Source organism: Paenibacillus sp. FSL F4-0087, assembly GCF_038020215.1.
Lineage (GTDB): Bacteria > Bacillota > Bacilli > Paenibacillales > Paenibacillaceae > Paenibacillus > Paenibacillus taichungensis.
Map to the genome: position 1 here is coordinate 1,097,533 of NZ_JBBODJ010000001.1, position 17,464 is coordinate 1,114,996.

The window sequence follows — 17,464 nt, forward strand, 5'->3', positions numbered from 1 at the left end:
CCCGGTTTCCCGGAGGCTCATCGAATACTAGTTATTTTACCGCGATCACTTCAATCTCCACAAGTCCGTCCTTCGGCAGCTTTGCAACCTCAACGGCGCTGCGTGCCGGATAAGGCTCCGCAAAGAAAGTCGCATATACTTCATTAACAGTTTGGAAATCGTTCATGTCTTTTAGAAATACCGTCGTTTTCACTACATGCTCCATGGCATAATCTGCAGCTTCCAAAATTGCCTTCACATTAGTTAGCGATTGCTTCGCCTGCTCCGATACAGAATCCGGAAACTCTCCTGCAGCATTCATTCCAAGCTGCCCGGAAGTAATCATCATATTCCCAAATTGTACAGCCTGTGAGTAAGGACCAATAGCACCTGGAGCGTTTGAAGTTGCGATTGATATTCTCTCTTGTTTTGTCATAGAAATTCTCTCCCTTTATCCACGCATTAATACGCTTTGTTTTTTTCTGTTACACAAGCGAGGGGTGTGATCCCCCCCCTCTTATAATGATTTGGCTGCTTTTGCATCATCATATTCCTTGAGCATTTCCTGCTGCTGCTCTGGAGTCAGCTTGGTGATTCCAAAGCCTGTAAAACCCCATATGATCGCAAAGATAATACCCGTCCAGCAGAGGACTGCCCAAGGCAAATATGACAGAGTTGCGACGCCAAGCGTACCAGCCATATAAGCCCCTGCTGCTGTCCACGGCAAGATCGGTTCAATAATGGTAGCGGAATCCTCAATGGTTCGACCCAAGTTCTTCGGATGCAGTCCGCGGCGAATGTAAGCCTCTCGCAGCATTTCACCAGGCATCAGGATCGATACCTGCCCATTACTCGTTACCCCGATCATCGTCAGACCGGTAGCAATTGTTGCCAAAATTAGCGATCCTGTCGAATGTACAAATTTAAGAATTTTACCTACAATCAATTCCAAAGATTTGGTCAACGAAATGGTACCGGCGAACGTAATAGCACAGAAGCAAATCAACAATGTACCCATCATGGAGTTCATCCCACCACGGTTCAGAAGGCGAGGAATATCCGGAATCACCGCAGCTGCATCGAAGCCTTGAATGTGAACCATAGCTACATCGAAGCCGTTGATGACGGAAGTAATTACATCATGCAGTGTAAACCCTTGAAAGATCATACCGTTCGCCATCGCTACAAAAGAGGAAATCAGCATCACCGGTATGGTAGGTTTTTTGCGAATTGAACCGTACAATACGATCAATACCGGAAGCAGTAATAATAAATTCCAGTTGAACACTGTACTTAAAGTATCCATAATCGTAACAACCTTCTCAGGAATAGCCATATCTGAGCCACCACTATTAAAACCAGTGATCAAGAAGACCGCTCCAGCTACGATAAATGATGGGACCGTGGTATACAGCAAATGACCTATATGTTCATACAAGTTAACTCCTGTTGACAGCGCTGCCAAGTTTGTTGTATCTGATAAAGGAGATAGTTTGTCTCCAAAATATGCCCCTGCTACAACTGCACCTGCAACAGCAGCCAGATTCGCATCGAGGCCAGCTCCTACCCCCATAAATGCTACGCCGATCGTACCTGCTGATCCCCAAGAGGTTCCTGTACATAAGGAGACAATGGAAGTGACAATGAATGCCGTAATCAGCAAAAATTGCGGATTAATAATATTAAGTCCATAATAGATCATCATGGGTATCGTACCGCCGATCATCCAGGCGCCAATCATAAAACCGACAGTAATCAGGATTAAGATAGCCGGCATGGTCTTTGCGATCTTTTGCGCGATGGAATTCATAATGTCGTCATAGTTGTGACCCAGCTTAATGGCGATGATTCCGGCAACCACTGTGGATATAATGATTAGCGGCTCAGGTGGCAATTCGAATAGAACATATCCTATACATAACAGTAAAACCATAGTAACAATCGGTAATAAAGCTAAAAACAGAGTAGGTTGCTTAACCGTCTTTTCCTTATTTGGCATAGCCATTGTAAGGTTCCCCCTATCGATGATGTAAGAAGTTATCTGTTACTTTAAAGGGTAATTGCTGGCCATCCGCTCAAAAGCCTCTTGCAATAGTGCCCTGGGAGCACCGAGATTCAGGCGAATAAATCCTTCGCCATCCACGCCAAAGGACGAACCAAAACTGACGCTAACCCGGCTCTTTTGTTGAATCCATCCCATTAAATCGCTTTCATTTCTGCTAAGGGCCGTACAATCTACCCACAGAAGGTAGGTTCCTTCTGCTCTCACGATTTTTAGTTCAGGCATATGCTCAGCAAAAAAATCTTCCGTAAATGAAATATTGTCCGTAATATAAGATTGAAGCTCGTTAAGCCAATCATCACACTCCGTATAAGCCACTTCCAAAGCAGGGATGGCAAAAAAAGTAGGATTATGAATGCCGGCCTGTCGTAACCCAAGTTGGAATCGCTCTCGTAACTGCATATTCGGGATCACAATATTAGAGATTTCAAGACTTGCTAAGTTAAAGGTTTTACCTGGCGAAGTGCAAATAATGGAACGCTCCGCAATCTGCTCTGATAATTTCGCGATAATCGTATGCTCGTGTCCTTCGTGAATAAAGTCAGCATGAATGTCATCCGATACGAGCAATGCATCATAACGAATGCAGAGCTCGGCTATACGTTCCAATTCCGCCTTTGTCCATACACGCCCGGTCGGATTATGTGGAGAGATTAACAGAACAATCTTGACCCCTGCACTCATTTGGCGCTCCATATCATCAAAGTCGATCTCATATCGTCCATCTCTAAGCAGCAGCCGGCTTTCCACTAGTTTTCTATGATTAATTTCAACAGCATTAGCGATAGGTTGATATGCCGGAGTATGCATCAAAATTCGGTCACCAGGTTCTGTGAATCTTTCGATTATAATCGATACAGCCTGTACAATTCGCGGGCAGAACACAATCCATTCTTTCGGTACATCCCATCTGTAAGCTTTATCAAGCCATTGTTGTACGACCTCATAATACGGAGGGAACGCATCGGTATATCCGTAGATTCCATGACGCGCCACCTCGCTCACCTTATTCACGACTTGAGGAGGCGCTTGGATATCCATATCCGCAACAGAGAGAACGATCATATCGTCCCCCAAGCTGTTCACAACCCCGTCCCACTTCGCGCTATTGGTACCTACTCTGCTAATCACTTGATCAAAGTTATAGCTCATATATCTCACCTTCTTGTTTTCCATCTGGATTTCTGTTTATTTCAGCTTTTGTAAATAGCGATATACCGTAGGTTCAGATATTGATAAAGAAGTTGCTACCTGTGAAACGCCACCTTTCAGTAAGAAAACTCCAAGCTCGTTTAATTCGCGGACAACTTCAATCTTCTCCTGCGATGACAAACGTTCCGGCGGAATTTTTAATTTGCCAATAACCGAAGTTATCATATGCTGCAGCAGATCATCTGCATTTCCCTGCAGGTACTCCGTTGTTTGCTTTTCTTCCTTCGACTTTTCAGCAGCAGCAGGCATTACATACGGGTTAGGTCCTCCTTGTAAAATATGTTGAACCCATTCAGCCGCTACTTCCATATGAGTAACGTCTATATTCAGGCAGAGCAGCCCAACCAGCTTATTCTCATCATTCTTTATATAGTAGGTAGACGATCGGAAACTCTGACCGAATTTGCCTGACGCTTTGTAGTTGGCTATATACTGTTCCTCATGATACGCTTCCGATTTGAGAATTTTTAAGACAAGGTCAGTGGATGCATCGCCTACTTCACGTCCGCTAATATAACCGTTCTCAATAAAAACAATAGAGTGCTCCGGATCACTGATATCATGTACGACGACTTCACATTTAGGTCCTATAATTGCCGCAATAAATGAAGCGATCGGAAAAAATCTCTCAAGATACTGCCGATTCTCACTCCCCATCAATTTGAACTCCCTTCTCTTCATTCAACAATGTATTTTTATTGTAAGAATAATAAATTATTATCTTGATAAAATAGTATCACACCTATAAAACGCTTTCAACTTTTTTTTGTAAATGACCTTCGTTTTAATAAAAAAAGCCTGCACGATCACTAATGTGATCTGTGCAAGCTTCTCACTCATTTTCTCGAACATTGAGTCGATAGCAAACTGAATTCACGTTATTTTTCCCAAAGCTCAATCAGTCGACCTTCAGGATCTTCAATCCAGACAAATTTTCCATATTCACTAATCTCTTTTTTCTTAACAAGAGGTACCCCAATATGTTCAAGATGTTGAATAGTCTCGTTTAGATCATGCACTTGGAAATTTAACATCACTTGTTGTTCTGTCGGAAAATAACTGTCATCCTCCGAAAAGAAAGAAAAGATAGTCTCATTACCTGGTTCGGGTTTGATCACAGTCCCATTCCAATTTTCTATTTCAATCTTCAGCACATCACTGTACCATTTTCTTATCACTTCAAGATTCTTGGTTCTCCAGAAAATCCCTCCGAAGCCTTTTATCATCGTTTCCAGCTCCTGTCTATCATTTAAATATCCATTAGATTAGATATATCCCGAATCCAACAACCTTAATCACCTAACAGGATGCCCTCAACGCGCTATGGCATTATGAGATGTCAGACCTTCATGCATCAGCTGCATTTTACTGCTCAGATTTGTTATCTTTCTCATTGCCCCGCTTAAAATTCCCAGTAATCTTTGCCATGACTAACTGTATTTCCTTATGATCTTTGCCTTCAATTGAATTTAAAAATTTATTACTTGCCTTGCCGGATAATATTGAAACTTGCTTTCCATTCCAGTATATAAAGACTTTATTGTCCTTCGTTAATGTATAAGAGAAAACTTCCTCACTCAGTCTATTTCGCTTGTCTATATTACTAATATGAACAACTCCCTTCTTAACTCATCCCCAGGTTTCATCAAGATGTTGTGCATAGTATTGGATCGGTCTGCTAAAATACTGAAGTTTTTCATCTGAAGTTGTTTCTAGCAAATTAGCTAAAAGAAGTTCAGTCGACTCTTTGTATTTTCCCGTATTATAAAGAGAGATCGCCAGAAACACTTGAAGGCCTCTATGATCAGGAAACTCTTTTACACCTCGACGTAATGTCTCCTCTGCTTCTTGATAAAATCCTAAATATCGATATGTGCTTCCCAGACCAAGCAATGCTCTTTCAAGATCCGGCCCGGATAGTCCTTGTTCAATAGCTCGAACATAAAATGGAATGGCTTCTTTTCCTAGTCCTGAATTGTCATGAGCAACAGCCGCCTGATAATTGATCTCCGCATCGTCCGGGTAAGTGAAAAGCAAATCTAAAAGCATTGTACGCGCTTCCACAAGTATCGCTTGATCCTGCTTAGCTCGTCCTTCTTCGCGAAGTTGTATGGCTTTATCCAAAAGTTCTCTTTTCATTTTTACATTTACCTCTCTTTTTGAAATCTTGGATATAATGTTATCTGACGTAAACCTCTACTGTGCATTAGCTATAATCTTCTTTGTTAAGTTAAACTCATGACGGCATTCATAGTAATAACTTTTGAGTTTATATCCCCCAGCTTTAAATACAGGCTTATGTTGATGCCATACTATAATTAGCGTTCCTTCAAAAAGGATTCTACGAAGGATATAAACTATTCTGTTAAAGAGAACGTTTCTATTTTGAGCAAGTTTATGAAGTGTTTCGGATTGAAACTGAACATGTTTCTCCTCATCACTTAAAATCTGATTACATAAATCGATTAATACTTTTGACTTTGTAGATTTTCGCAAGGCTTTATAGTACAACTTAGCAATGATCTCAGCAGTTAATAGAACAATGACTGATTGTTCTAGACTCGCATATCGACGTAATCTTCTAAATACATTGTCTACCCAATGTCTACGAAGGAGTGGGATTCCCTGTACCTTCATAAATCTGCCTAGATCTCTAGCGTGCCGCTGTTCTTCTTTAATGAATTCTATAAGTGCTTCATAGTAATCCTGATCTTGTGTCTGATGTACATATTCTTGCGCACGTTTAATTAGATATTTACCTTCAGAGTTTTCTCCTAATTGAAACTGTTGAATTGACTTAATGATTATTTTTCTTTCATTAGTTGTTAATTTATAGTTGTCATCCCAGTGAATATATTTGAGGTTTTGATTATTTCTTCGATAATATTGCACCCATTTCGAGAAAGTGATATTCATTATTTGCTCCTAAAATGTAATAGGTTTATGTCAGATAACCGTTTTGTATTGACGACGTCCTGGCCCCTTAGAGTCGCTGCTTATAGTTGTGAGGCTTGCCGAACTCCTAATGCAGTCACGTCCCGACGGGCTTAGGGGGCTGAATGTGGTCACTCGCTTCTCAAAGTGGCCTGGAGCGTCAATATGGTATTAGCCAAGGGGATTTCTGGAAGCAGCCATTGCATTTAAGGCGTTCTCAAAATAGCTATATACTTCATCTGCAATTCCCAGAAACTCTTCGACAAGTACATCACTATCCAAGTAACAAGCATAAAGATACTCAACTAAAGCGGAGTCAATCTCGCAATAGTTTAATATGGCATTCTTCATCTCAATCATGTCATCTTGCCATACACCTGTATCTACTAAAACCAAAGAGTATAATGCACGAATTAATCTCTTCGAATACCCTTTAATATATCTAGTTTTCATCGTGTGATCACTAGCAGTAGAAAGTGAACGACGTACACGATCTACTTCTTCCTTGGTCTCTGTATTTAAGTCTAGAATGAACTCTGGAGAAATAATTATCGGTGGTACTTTTTCACCAATGTCATGACCATACATGCAAACACAAATGATCTTAACCCAAAAACCCCACTCATGTGGTTTACTTAATACATCGTCAATCGAGCAAATAATCGTATCGATCTTAGTTAGGACTGGATATTCTTCCAAAAGCCTGTCTTTAATATTTGATATTCTTTCGTAATCAATATCTTCAGGATTTGCACATACAATAGTAAAGTCTGCATCTGACTTAAAAGGTGTAGCCGTTCCTTTTGGAATCGAGCCACACATATAAATACTATGGATCTTACCTTTAAATTCGTTAAGTATATTATCTATATACTTATCAACAAAATCCTTATATTCACTTTGTATTGCAATTCTATTTATAACTTTTTCTAATATCATATAGACTCCTCCTAAAATAAGAACTTCTTTCGGCTAACGTTGTTGTATTCATGACGCTTGGCGAATGCCAAGTGTGTCCGGCAAGCCTCTGCTTCCCTGAAATACTTCTGCAGGACCGAGGGAGCATGCTAGATGCGTGAATATATTGTTATCTGATTTCAGGGTAATCTATGATTAACTTTCAATAATGTTTCAACTATGATCTTCAATCAGTATTAACTTTTTATCTTTCATTTGAAATATTGATTTCCCTTGAAGTTTTAATGTTTCTCCTGCCTTCATTCCATTAGGGAGATCACTGGACAATATTCCCTCATAATCAATGTCAACCTCTGCTTTATCTCCTGCGAAAATAATGTTCTTTATTACTTGACGCCTTTGAGAAAATACCTGAATTGACTGCTCTGCTAATGTGCGAAATTCCTGAATCCCCTTTGTTTCCGAATTCACTTCACCTTTAGAAATGTTTCGAAAATGAATATTTTCATTCAAAACTCCTATCATTCCGTCAATGTTAAACGTGTTATATGCGCTCAGATATTTTTCAATAAGATCTTTTAAATTTGAGTTCTCCAAGTCGAATCACACTCCTAGATTTTGATATTACATATTTGTCCTGATTTCAGATAACGTTGCTGTATTCACGAATCCGAGAGGCTTAAAGGAGCGTAGCGACTGGGTCCGTCAGGACTTGCCTCTCAGTGGTTGTCGCCTGAGTCCGCTTCCGTTCTACTGAATTTCGCTAAAACCTCATCAATGTTATCCCATTCATAAATTAATTCATTTAGAACTTTTCCTCCGATTATTATTTGAATTGATTTACATAATTTAGCTCCATAATGTTCATAGAAATATCGTGTCTTATTATCTTCTAGAACTTCAACAAATATCTTTTGATAGCCTAAAAATTTAAATTGTAGAAACAGTTGTTTAAGTAATTCTTTGCCTAGACCTCTTCCGTGATATTCCTTAAGTATGTATATAGATGTTAAATCACTAGAATTGGCTACTATATTTGTTTCTCTCTTCCAAGAATCTGCAAATCCAATAATTTCTCCTTCTGGGTTTTCTGCTATAACTACAAAATTATCTTCTCTTTCAATATTTTTGATCCATAATTCAGTTCTTTTTTTATATGATAGATTATATAAGAATTCATCTGGAATGATACCTTTGTAAGTTGTTCTCCAACTATCCACATGAACTTTTGCAATGCCTTCTGCATCATTAATCGTTGCTTTTCTTATTTGCATAATATAACCACCTCATAGGATTAGTTAAAACGAATATCTCAAGCACTTAGCCATAACTGTATATAATGAGTAGCATTATACAGTTCCTATCTTGTAATTTATTTACGATGATTTCTCATAACTTTCTTGTATTCACGAAACGCCCCGGCCTTAGATAGCTCTTATCTTAGGCTGGGGCGTTTGTTGACTGAGATTTCTTCCATGATTATACATCTTTCAATCAAGGGACGATAGCCCTACAGCTTGAATACTGTGTTAAACGCAGTTTCTGGCTTCATCGAATTATCAAATATTCGCTTTCAATTTGTTTCATATGATGCAGCATATGGTTTATATTCTATAAAATTGTCTATTAGTTTGAAATAGATTCTCCCAATTATCCATCGAAATACCCCAATCATCAGGAATCCCATTGAAATAGATAACATTCATCCCGTGATGCATTTATGACCCGATATCGCCTTCTTTATCCATAACCATTCGCAACACGCTTTCCTCGAGACACAAAAAAAGACAAGGCTATCTAAATGGTACCGATCATAAAAAAGTACTGGATAAGGAGAGAACCATATTAGGAATAAGTAAATGGCATACAGGAAAACATAAATCCGGGAACTTCATTAAACTAACGGATTTAGGAGGTCGGCAAATGGCAAGGTTTTTCGTTTTAACAATATTATTATTGGTGGCAGGCTGTTCGTCCCATAACAATATGATGCAAAAACAAGTGACTCCTGAGCAAAAACAAATTTCAATTCATGATCATGCTGCTGCACCAAACTCTGTCCTCACACAGGCATCATCAACAGCTACATCGTGGCAAGAGAGATCTATTACAACAAAAGAAGCCCAAAATGGAATTCCATTAGATTTGTTGGATCTGGTTCGAACACCGGATGGAAATCCAGTAAACCAGGCACCTGCAGGAAATCCTGAAAATAAGGAGCCAACAGGACAAGTACAGGAAGGTAAAAAAAATACTACGGATAAAACCGATTTTGAGCAGCAGGTTCTGGATCTAGTCAATCAAGAAAGGGCCAAAACAGGATTAAGTTCCTTGAGTAGGAATGAAGAATTGTCAAATGTGGCTATGGTCAAGGCACAGGACATGTACAACAACAGTTACTTTGATCATAATTCGCCAACACATGGATCCCCCTTCGATATGATGAAGGAATTCGGGATCACATATAATACCGCTGGAGAAAACATCGCAAAAGGGCAAACCACCCCTACCCAGGTTATGAAGGAGTGGATGAATAGCCCTGGCCACAAAGCAAATATACTGAATAATAGTTATACTCATATCGGTATTGCTTATTATAACAACACATGGGTCCAGGAATTTACTGGGTAGCGCCTTTCATCTCCCAACAATAAAGTATCAAAAACCCGCAATTTATGTCGGGTTTTTGATACTTACAGATCCTGCATACGCCACCAGTTGTTTTGTTTCCTCGAACCGGATTGAATTGTAAATTTTATCCATCTTTATCCGGGTGTCCGGCGAATGCCGAACCAAGAGCGTATGCCCGCAGTGTGAATATTATGTTATCAGAAGTGATTGCCTTCTCAGAACTGCTTACATTATTAATTTAATTATTTAATATTTCTCGAGCAGTTATATGTACCTCTTCAAGTTGTTCTCCCTTACTTGGTTTATATGCTATTCTTACAAGTTCATCTTGTAAAATCTGTCTTAGGTCTGCTGGTAACTCCATTACAAAATATCTTAAACACCATTCTTTCCAAATATCATCTCCACCCTCAAGAACTTTTCTTACATACGGAATTGTCTCCTGTGGGACAGATAAAAGTAATTTAGTTATTTCAACAGCAATTGGCCAGTTGATATCTTGTAACCACTCTAATAACTCTGGGATTAGCTTTATTAAGTCTTTTTTATTTATATTCTTTAAATTACTTACTCTTTCAAAGTCGTGCTTATCTCTTGGTAAGAGTTCGCTTAAATCTTTCATTTCTTTTCTCCCTATTTTAGTTTTGCAATCATTTCAGATAACGTTCCTGTATTCATGAACCCCAAAAGGGTTGTCTGCTGAAAGTCCTCCACGAAATCCGCCTTGCAGACCAAGGCTCCAAAGGAGCCGCTGCTTGAATAAATGATGTTATAAGATGTCATTGGCTTCTGCGAACTATCCCCAAAACATTCCGTTGTGTCCTTCATCCACTATCTTTAACTGGGTTTCAAAATCTTCATTCGGTTCAATGTCATCTATGAAATGCCATTTCCCTTTACTGTCCTGCCAATATATTTTCCATTCATTATCACCTAATCTAAACTGAGCTACTGGCATCTGCACCCATTGATCACTTTTGAATGCTTGTCTTTCTTCGATCAATGTCACATGATTCCCTCTGATTTTATAACTAATTTTAATTTGGCTTTTTACATGTTCTGGTACTGCATTTTCAGTATATTTGTCCATCATCTTCATAATCCGCTTCTTCGTGAAATCATCCATCATTACCTGTCTCTCCTTGCTTTGATCCGTTTTACTCTGTTTATATCACAATGATGTCTCATAACGTTCCTGTATTCATGACGTCCGACGCAGTCGGATGTGTCTGCTGAAACGCTTCCACGCAATTCATCTAGTAGACCAAGGCTCCGTAAGGAGCCGATGCTTGAATATTATGTTATACGACGGAATCACATCTTCGAGTTAACCAACATTCTCTTATATTCTATTCTTTCATTGGTCTGTTACATGTTCCAAAAGATCTCCAGGCTGGCATTCCAATGCTGTACATAATTTATCAATGACTTCTAACGATACATATTCATTCGTGTTGAGCTTTGCCATCGTTGCCGATGAAATTCCCGTCATTTTCAATAAATCTTGTTTCTTAATCTCCCTGTCAATCAATAATTTTTGAAATGGTTTATAACTTATCATCTAGTGCTCCTTCGTAACCGAATTGAATTTTTCTTTAATTATATGAAAATATATTTCCTTAATCAAAAATATCTTTGATATGTATTGATTTTGTTTTTCGCTATGATAAAATAATGTTTAACAAGTTAAACTTTTATTTACAAAATAAAACATAACGGACGGTGATCATTTATGCACAATTCCTTAGAAGTCTTACTTGATTCGTTGATACGTAATAGGATTGAAACCTTATATAGCGATCTTCTCAAGAACAACACCATTTATAATCAATTCTCATCTGATCGAAATCTTTACTTCAAACAGTTACATGAACTTCTACCTCAGGATATGCATAAAACTCTATTTCTTTACGATGATGCAGACCTTTCAGTTCAAACAATCCTAGAACGTGAAATCTACTTGCAAGGTTTTAAGGATGCTCTTCAATTACATAATGAATTAAATATAAATTCCAATTGAGAGCCAAACGGCTCTCAATTGGAATTTATTCTGTCGTATAAACGTCTCTCGCATTCATGAACCCTCACTGGCTTAAACCGAATCCGCTTCTTGCTCCACTCCAGATCAAGACTGCAGCTTGAAACTTATGTTAAGTGATGTTTTTCCCTTCTATAAGTAACCTTATGATATTATTTTATTTTTTGTATTTGTCATTTTCTCAATAAAAGCTTCATATTCAGCTGTTTGTCGAACAGAATTAAAAATCGGCCATGTTTTTAGCTCTTCAAGAGATATCTCCGAAGGACAAACTCCTGGAAGAACATTAAAAAAATTATTAAAATCATCCTTAAGAGCGAAAAAACATAGTTGGAAATCCAGACTTCTATCAGAAAAATCTTCCTTCTCGATTTCCCGAATTACCTGATCAAACTCGTTTAAATTTTTAAATGATTGCCAATAATTAATAAGCCCAATAGTTTTACTACGGTTATCAATCTCTCTTTCATTTATTAGTAAACTAAACACTTCTCTAGATAATTTCCACTTTCCTTGAAGCATAAATCCAAATCCATATTCTTGTATAAGATCCTTGCGAACCGTAGACACTTTTTCGAACTTTTGCCACAACTCCAGTGTAAGAATTGATCCTACATACTCAATTAAATCGATTGCTTCATCCATATATTCATTTGTAATAATTATCTTCTTCCCAAGGCTAAGATCTTTAACTAAATCTTGATTTACTTTTGATAAATAGATGTTATTTACAATTCCTTCATTATGAACAAAGAGATTTCTTCTCTGAAAGACTTCAAAAAGTTTAGCCTCTATATCAGTTAGGAATAAAAATTTTGATTTATAGTTTTTTTTCATATACTCGATCCATTCCAGTAAATTCTTTCTCATTATTTGTTCAACTTCATTTTCAATTAGATATATTTCTGCATTTTCAAATGAGCCAAGCTTTCTGATTTCTTCGAGAGTTAAAGATCTTTCATCAATATTCAAAGAAATAGGATAATCGAATAATCGCTTCTTAATGATACTCGCAACTAATAACTCAAAAAAAGTAGCGAGACTTATCAATGAACTTTGGTATAAAATATTAACTTGATTCTTATTTAATTTGTAAGATTCAAACTGATCTTTTATCTTTCCAGTAAGACCACCAGTCATTGTAACTTTTGCGGTTTCCGGTTCTTCTAAATTAATTTCTAAATTGAATTTCTCCTTAAGTTTCTCTTCCAGTTCTTCAAGTTTTTCATTATGGTCCTTAAATCCAGAAGGATTTATTTTCTTGTGAACAAGAAGTTCTATTGCATTATCAAGAGACTCGACGAGCTTATGATCACTTTTTTGATTCTCAAGCGATGATGAAACACTCTTGATGTACGTTCTCAGTGAATTAATATTAAATATAAACTTTTTAAATATAGTTTCAAATTCAACTTGAGCTTGTGTTCTTTTCATATTTTACCATCCTTCGTAATAATTTCACTTAAATTCCTGTATTCACGCCCCAGTGTTTGTTGGGTGTCCGATCTATGTCGGACCAAGGGCATATGCCCACAACGTGAATATGATGTTATAAGGTGTCGCCTCTTCTTCGAATCACTTAATACTCGATTTTCGTAAGATCATTTCTAATTATTCTATTTTCTTATATAAATCTTTATTAGGTGGTGTACTATTGAAAACAAATCCCGCTCCTTCAGCTACAACTAAATAGTTGTTACCATTCTCATCTGTTATTACTTTAATTCCTTCTATACTTTCACCGTTTTTAGGAATATATTTTTTTCCTTCTTTAAATGAAAAATCTTTATAAGAAAGCAATCTAAAATTGATCCGCCCATTCTCTAAAAGCTCATCTACTATCCTATTTGCGTCAGTATATACAATGCGGAAGTTATCTTCATACAAAAGATGTATACAAGCCACTAAAATAAAACTCTCATTTGTCTTCAAGAAATAATCCCCAGTAAATGCGATAGTTATTTGGTATTGTCCCGTTTCGAAGTCTTTATAGAAGTTGACACCAGCCTTTTGTAATAACATAGGTTGATTTTTATCAAAAGAGTGTGCTTTAGTTAGATTTAAATCATTAGAAGCAAATGATAAATTGCCAATATGGCAATCAAAAGCTTCGTTATTATGATGCTCAATGATAAAATCTTTTTGATAAGCAGATTGTACTTCTTCCAGCCCATACCATAACATCATTACTATCTGATGCAAATTTTTTAAACCGCTAAATTTTCCTGCTCCTGTGTATATGTATGTTTTTTCATCCTTTGCAATTTTGCTTTCATTTACATACCAATTAACGGTTGATATTTCTTCCCATATCTCAGCTGTGAAATCCGTGAAACCTAATATCCCTAAATCTTTATCAAAAAACTTGATTTCGTTTTCGTCATGACTAACTTTAAGCTTAATACTCATTTATAACACCACCTCAATAGAAAATTTTCATTCATTCTGTGCGTACTGGTTTCTTACAACGTTCCTGTATTCATGACCCCGAAGAGGTTGTCTGCTGAAATTCTCCTCCGAAATCCATCAGCAGATCAATGCTCTAATGGAGCCGCTGCTTGAATAGGATGTTATACGACGGAATCATATCTTCGAGTTAACCAACATCCTCTTATATTTCATTCTTTCATTTGTCTATTATATGTTTCAGAAGATCTCCAGGCCGGTATCCCAATGCCGTACATAATTTATCAATGACCTCTAAAGATACATACTCATTCGTGTTGAGCTTTGCCATCGTTGCCGATGAAATTATCTATAAGTACTATATCCTTCATCTAAATTAGAAACATAATCACACACTCTATCGTAATTAATTATATTTAAATTCGTTGATTCAATAATTATTCTATTTTTTCGACCTCTATCATTTGTCCCCATTTGATTTCTTCTGCTAATCACTAAACAATAGTGAATCCTTGTAATAGGAACATTTATGCCTTTCTCAGTAAATTTATGCTCATTAAAAAATGTTGTATAATTTGATTCCATCCACTCTTTCCATTGATTAATCTGACCTAAGCCAGAATTAGCCGATGCTGATAATTTATAACCATCAGTTAAAACAAATGTTGAAGCCGGCGATTCCAATTCAACAAGTATTAAACTGTATCCATCAGAGTTTCTACCACATAAAACATAATCTGCTTGCATGCTACTTCCTAACTTCATTTCTGGAAAGAGATACGTCTCTTTGTGACCAAAATTATACTCTTTAAAAATTGAACCCGGGATAAACCACTTTCTATTTTTCTTAATGTAATCTTGAATATCATGTTCATTTTTCGCAGAATTAATGACCTTCCTTAGTGCATTTACTTCTAAATCTACAGATGTTCTATCTCTATGATAATGCCATACAACATTATTGGGAAATTTAGAATTGAAGTTATAAATAAACTTCCTCGTCTCATCATCAAACTTTTCAATTGGATCGGAAGCTTTGGAAAAATCAATTAGTCCCTGACTCCAAAATTCATTATATTCTTTAATAGCTGCTGCGTATTTTTCTGTTTGTTTAGTATAATCAACTTCATATAAGTTCATATAATTCCTCCATATATTGATGCTTTGATGAACTTGTCCCATAACGTTCCTGTATTAATGATCCCCCAAGGGATTGTCTGCTGAAATTCCTCCTCGAAATCCAGCTGCGAATCAAGGCTCCGACAGTAGCCTCAGCTTGAATATGTTGTTATACAACGGATTCTCATCTTTGAGTAACCAGCAGATATTCTTATCCCATCATTGATCAGCTATATGCTCCAAAAGATCTCTAGGCTGACATCCCAATGCCGTACATAATTTATCAATGACTTCTAACGATACATATTCATTCGTATTGAGCTTTGCCATCGTTGCCGATGAAATCCCCGTCATTTTCAATAAATCCTGCTTCTTAATCTCCATGTCAATCAATAATTTTTGAAATGGTTTATAACTTATCATCTGGTATCCCTTCATATCCGAATTGAATTTTTCTTTAATTATATGAAAATATATTTCCTTAATCAAAAATATCTTTGATATGTCTTGACTACATTTTTCGTTATGATAAAATAATATTCAACAAGTTAAACTTTTATTCGCAAAATAAAACATAACGGACGGTGATCATTTATGTACAATTCTTTAGAAGTCTTACTTGATTCGTTGATACGTAATCGAATTGAAGCCTTATATAGCGATCTTCTCAAGAACAACACCATTTATAATCAATTCTCATCTGATCGAAATCTTTACTTCAAACAGTTACATGAACTTCTACCTCAGGATATGCATAAAACTCTATTTCTTTACGATGATGCAGGCCTCTCAGTTCAAACAATCCTAGAACGTGAAATCTACTTGCAAGGTTTTAAGGATGCTCTTCAATTACATAATGAATTAAATATAACTTCTAATTGAGAGCCAAACGGCTCTCTTTTCATTTGATTCTGTCGTATAACGTATTTGTGTTCACGACGTCCTCTCCCCTTAGATTGCTCTTATCTTAGGGGAGAGGATGTGTCTGCTGACCCTACTTATCGGATTCACTTCTGTAGACCGAGGGCGGATGTCCGATGTGTGAACATTTTGTTAGGTGAAGTTATTTTCTACTTTGACTATGCTACCAAGTTCTTCTTTTAGTGATTTTTTCATATCTTTCATTAATTCTTTCATTCGCTTATTAACAAATTTATTTGTCTCGTTAGTCGAATCAATATACTGATTTTTCAGTGTTTCTAACGAAGTATTTAACAGTTGGATAGAGTCTGACACCAACTTATAACATGCTCTTTCAGTTCTTGCATCTTTGAAATCTTCACCTTCAACGGTAACAATAAGTTCAAATAACTTAGTAAAAATGAATACAACAATTGTTCTCACGAGTAAACTATTATTAACTTTAGTAACTGTATAGCTAAAATCATCATTAAAATAGCACGAAGCAATACCAAAATTACAATGTGCATATGTTGAGAGCAAATCATAAAAATAATAAAAATATTGTTTATCCTTGCCTAGCTTGAATTTACTTGGATTTTCCAATTCGCCAACAACTTGATTATTTCTATCCATTATTGATCCATCTGATTGCACATTATAATGTGCAAGTGCAATCTTAATTGGATGTTCTATAAATTGATCAATTCTATCATCATTCTCATGTAAATATCTACAACTTATGTAGTTCTCAAACATAGTTCTGCATAAAATGAAGACATCCTCATTCAAATCCGATTTCAAAAGCTTTCTAATTGCTATTAGAGTTTTAAGACTCTTAGTAATAACAAAATACTCAAAATCGTATACTAATTTGACTGTTTTCTTGTTTACCATTAAATTATCTAGTAACCCGTATGGGAATGCAGAGTATTCAATAAATTTATTAGATTCAAAGATATATTTATTAATTTGTTTATCAAGTCTCTTAATTAATTCATCTTCCATGTGTTAACCTCCAACATTAATGATTTAAAGTAATTTCACCTAACGTTCTTATATTCGCGACGCCCCACCACCTTAAGGTCACGAAGTGACCGGCCGCGATGCGGTTAGGTGGTGCGGTGTGTCCGGCTGATTCCGCTTCCATGCGACTCAAATTCTCAACCCTGAATCCGCTTCTAACTCCGGCTGGACCGAGGGGCGAATGCCCCGATGCGTGAATATGGTGTTATCGGATGTCAATGCCTTCCTCGATTCTACTA

At 36.8% G+C, this 17,464-nt stretch carries 22 protein-coding genes and 1 pseudogene; 3 read left to right on the forward strand and 20 right to left on the reverse strand.

Features of this window, described 5'->3' with window-relative positions:
• Window positions 1-31: 31 nt before the first annotated feature.
• The 11 genes from MHB84_RS05305 to MHB84_RS05355 all read right to left on the reverse strand — a co-directional run bounded on the left by MHB84_RS05305 (window position 32) and on the right by MHB84_RS05355 (window position 8,379).
• Window positions 32-415 (reverse strand): RidA family protein, encoded by a 384-nt coding sequence (locus MHB84_RS05305; RefSeq protein WP_076290115.1) that lies wholly within the window; start codon window positions 413-415, stop codon window positions 32-34.
• Between the two features lie 81 nt (window positions 416-496).
• Window positions 497-1,984, reverse strand: coding sequence for a Na+/H+ antiporter NhaC (nhaC, locus tag MHB84_RS05310; protein ID WP_076290116.1), 1,488 nt, complete (start codon window positions 1,982-1,984; stop codon window positions 497-499).
• Between the two features lie 39 nt (window positions 1,985-2,023).
• The gene (locus tag MHB84_RS05315; protein ID WP_076290117.1) at window positions 2,024-3,193 is read right to left on the reverse strand and encodes a MalY/PatB family protein; all 1,170 of its coding nucleotides are present in this window, start codon (window positions 3,191-3,193) and stop codon (window positions 2,024-2,026) included.
• A gap of 36 nt (window positions 3,194-3,229) precedes the next feature.
• Window positions 3,230-3,910, reverse strand: coding sequence for a helix-turn-helix transcriptional regulator (locus MHB84_RS05320; protein ID WP_076290118.1), 681 nt, complete (start codon window positions 3,908-3,910; stop codon window positions 3,230-3,232).
• Between the two features lie 221 nt (window positions 3,911-4,131).
• Window positions 4,132-4,479 carry a VOC family protein gene (locus MHB84_RS05325; protein ID WP_076290119.1) on the reverse strand — a complete coding sequence of 116 codons (348 nt, stop codon included), beginning with the start codon at window positions 4,477-4,479 and terminating at the stop codon, window positions 4,132-4,134.
• Between the two features lie 139 nt (window positions 4,480-4,618).
• Entirely contained in the window at window positions 4,619-4,861 is a 243-nt protein-coding gene (locus MHB84_RS05330) for a hypothetical protein (protein ID WP_076290168.1), read from the reverse strand.
• A 21-nt stretch (window positions 4,862-4,882) separates the two neighbouring features.
• Window positions 4,883-5,392: a tetratricopeptide repeat protein gene (locus MHB84_RS05335; protein WP_076290120.1), complete on the reverse strand. Its 510-nt coding sequence runs from the start codon at window positions 5,390-5,392 to the stop codon at window positions 4,883-4,885.
• A 57-nt stretch (window positions 5,393-5,449) separates the two neighbouring features.
• On the reverse strand, window positions 5,450-6,169 hold the full coding sequence (locus MHB84_RS05340; RefSeq protein ID WP_076290121.1) for a ferritin-like domain-containing protein: 720 nt from the start codon (window positions 6,167-6,169) through the stop codon (window positions 5,450-5,452).
• A gap of 189 nt (window positions 6,170-6,358) precedes the next feature.
• Window positions 6,359-7,126, reverse strand: coding sequence for a nucleotidyltransferase domain-containing protein (locus MHB84_RS05345; protein ID WP_076290122.1), 768 nt, complete (start codon window positions 7,124-7,126; stop codon window positions 6,359-6,361).
• Window positions 7,127-7,318: 192 nt separating this feature from the next.
• Window positions 7,319-7,702 (reverse strand): nuclear transport factor 2 family protein, encoded by a 384-nt coding sequence (locus tag MHB84_RS05350; RefSeq protein ID WP_076290123.1) that lies wholly within the window; start codon window positions 7,700-7,702, stop codon window positions 7,319-7,321.
• Window positions 7,703-7,824: 122 nt separating this feature from the next.
• Complete coding sequence (locus MHB84_RS05355) at window positions 7,825-8,379, reverse strand: GNAT family N-acetyltransferase (RefSeq protein ID WP_076290124.1); 555 nt, start codon at window positions 8,377-8,379, stop codon at window positions 7,825-7,827.
• A gap of 649 nt (window positions 8,380-9,028) precedes the next feature.
• Between MHB84_RS05355 and MHB84_RS05360 the strand changes: the two genes are divergently transcribed.
• Complete coding sequence (locus MHB84_RS05360; protein WP_076290125.1) at window positions 9,029-9,736, forward strand: CAP domain-containing protein; 708 nt, start codon at window positions 9,029-9,031, stop codon at window positions 9,734-9,736.
• A gap of 238 nt (window positions 9,737-9,974) precedes the next feature.
• Here MHB84_RS05360 and MHB84_RS05365 read toward each other — a convergent pair whose 3' ends face one another.
• The 3 genes from MHB84_RS05365 to MHB84_RS05375 form a co-directional block, all read right to left on the reverse strand.
• The gene (locus MHB84_RS05365) at window positions 9,975-10,358 is read right to left on the reverse strand and encodes a DUF5071 domain-containing protein (protein WP_076290126.1); all 384 of its coding nucleotides are present in this window, start codon (window positions 10,356-10,358) and stop codon (window positions 9,975-9,977) included.
• Window positions 10,359-10,532: 174 nt separating this feature from the next.
• Window positions 10,533-10,865, reverse strand: a complete 333-nt coding sequence (locus MHB84_RS05370) for a DUF3024 domain-containing protein (RefSeq protein WP_256716849.1) — start codon at window positions 10,863-10,865, stop codon at window positions 10,533-10,535.
• A gap of 228 nt (window positions 10,866-11,093) precedes the next feature.
• Complete coding sequence (locus tag MHB84_RS05375; RefSeq protein ID WP_076290127.1) at window positions 11,094-11,297, reverse strand: helix-turn-helix domain-containing protein; 204 nt, start codon at window positions 11,295-11,297, stop codon at window positions 11,094-11,096.
• A 171-nt stretch (window positions 11,298-11,468) separates the two neighbouring features.
• On the opposite strand from MHB84_RS05375, the gene MHB84_RS05380 reads away from it, so the two are divergent.
• The gene (locus tag MHB84_RS05380) at window positions 11,469-11,756 is read left to right on the forward strand and encodes a hypothetical protein (RefSeq protein WP_341143009.1); all 288 of its coding nucleotides are present in this window, start codon (window positions 11,469-11,471) and stop codon (window positions 11,754-11,756) included.
• Window positions 11,757-11,918: 162 nt separating this feature from the next.
• Here MHB84_RS05380 and MHB84_RS05385 read toward each other — a convergent pair whose 3' ends face one another.
• From MHB84_RS05385 to MHB84_RS05405, 5 genes and pseudogenes are all read right to left on the reverse strand, one after another.
• Window positions 11,919-13,208 carry a hypothetical protein gene (locus MHB84_RS05385; protein WP_076291806.1) on the reverse strand — a complete coding sequence of 430 codons (1,290 nt, stop codon included), beginning with the start codon at window positions 13,206-13,208 and terminating at the stop codon, window positions 11,919-11,921.
• Window positions 13,209-13,385: 177 nt separating this feature from the next.
• Window positions 13,386-14,183, reverse strand: a complete 798-nt coding sequence (locus MHB84_RS05390; RefSeq protein ID WP_076291805.1) for a hypothetical protein — start codon at window positions 14,181-14,183, stop codon at window positions 13,386-13,388.
• A gap of 217 nt (window positions 14,184-14,400) precedes the next feature.
• Window positions 14,401-14,526: pseudogene (locus MHB84_RS05395) on the reverse strand (helix-turn-helix domain-containing protein); the annotation flags it as partial.
• On the reverse strand, window positions 14,526-15,320 hold the full coding sequence (locus MHB84_RS05400) for a Shedu anti-phage system protein SduA domain-containing protein (RefSeq protein WP_076291804.1): 795 nt from the start codon (window positions 15,318-15,320) through the stop codon (window positions 14,526-14,528). The gene MHB84_RS05400 and the pseudogene MHB84_RS05395, both read right to left, overlap by 1 nt.
• A gap of 198 nt (window positions 15,321-15,518) precedes the next feature.
• Window positions 15,519-15,722 carry a helix-turn-helix domain-containing protein gene (locus MHB84_RS05405; protein WP_076291803.1) on the reverse strand — a complete coding sequence of 68 codons (204 nt, stop codon included), beginning with the start codon at window positions 15,720-15,722 and terminating at the stop codon, window positions 15,519-15,521.
• 171 nt (window positions 15,723-15,893) lie between these two features.
• On the opposite strand from MHB84_RS05405, the gene MHB84_RS05410 reads away from it, so the two are divergent.
• The gene (locus tag MHB84_RS05410; RefSeq protein WP_044478126.1) at window positions 15,894-16,181 is read left to right on the forward strand and encodes a hypothetical protein; all 288 of its coding nucleotides are present in this window, start codon (window positions 15,894-15,896) and stop codon (window positions 16,179-16,181) included.
• Window positions 16,182-16,352: 171 nt separating this feature from the next.
• Here the strand turns inward: MHB84_RS05410 and MHB84_RS05415 are convergent, their stop codons facing one another.
• Complete coding sequence (locus MHB84_RS05415) at window positions 16,353-17,207, reverse strand: DUF5677 domain-containing protein (protein ID WP_076291801.1); 855 nt, start codon at window positions 17,205-17,207, stop codon at window positions 16,353-16,355.
• Window positions 17,208-17,464: the final 257 nt, after the last annotated feature.